Source organism: Vogesella mureinivorans (assembly GCF_007644035.1).
Classification (GTDB): Bacteria; Pseudomonadota; Gammaproteobacteria; order Burkholderiales; family Chromobacteriaceae; genus Vogesella; species Vogesella mureinivorans.
Map to the genome: position 1 here is coordinate 1 of NZ_VMTV02000005.1, position 573 is coordinate 573.

The window sequence follows — 573 nt, forward strand, 5'->3', positions numbered from 1 at the left end:
CTATCGCTACGACGCGGTGAGGGCGGGGCGGCTGCAGGGGCTGCTCAGGAAGATGTTGTTGGCGGCGCTGGATTGAACATCGGTCGATCCTCTCCCAGCCTTGGATCAAGGATGCGCCGCACAACCCCCTGTCGCAGAGAAGTCAGTCAGTCGCTCCGACGCGTCGCAGGCGCTCGCTGACCCAGCCGAACCCGAGCCGCTCCTGCTCCAGCCTGAGCCTGGGCTGGTGGCGGTCGAACCGGATGCCGTCGTACACGGCGCGCTCTGCGTCTGACAGACGAGGCAGGTCGTGGCGGACCGGCGTGGGTTCCTCGCCCCACTGCTCGCGATGCGCCAGGAGCGTTTCGCGGTCCATCAGCAGCGAGGCCACCTGCGGATAGAGGGCACGCAGCTGATCGAGAATGGCGAAGCCGTGGGTGTCGATGTCGCCCCAGTAGTGCAGGGCGCAGCGCTGCAGCCACGCGGCTGGCGCCAGCGCATTCCAGCCGTAGCCGGCGCCGAACACCACAAGGCCGCGCTCGACTTCCGGGAAAGCGAGGAAGTTGGTTTCGTTCTCGGTGACGAAGACGCGCT

At 67.2% G+C, this 573-nt stretch carries 1 protein-coding gene; it reads right to left on the reverse strand.

The features are described 5' to 3' along the window. Positions 1-142: 142 nt before the first annotated feature. The coding region (locus FLQ44_RS00380; protein ID WP_170252699.1) for a DUF2220 domain-containing protein at positions 143-573 on the reverse strand (431 nt) is incomplete at its 5' end.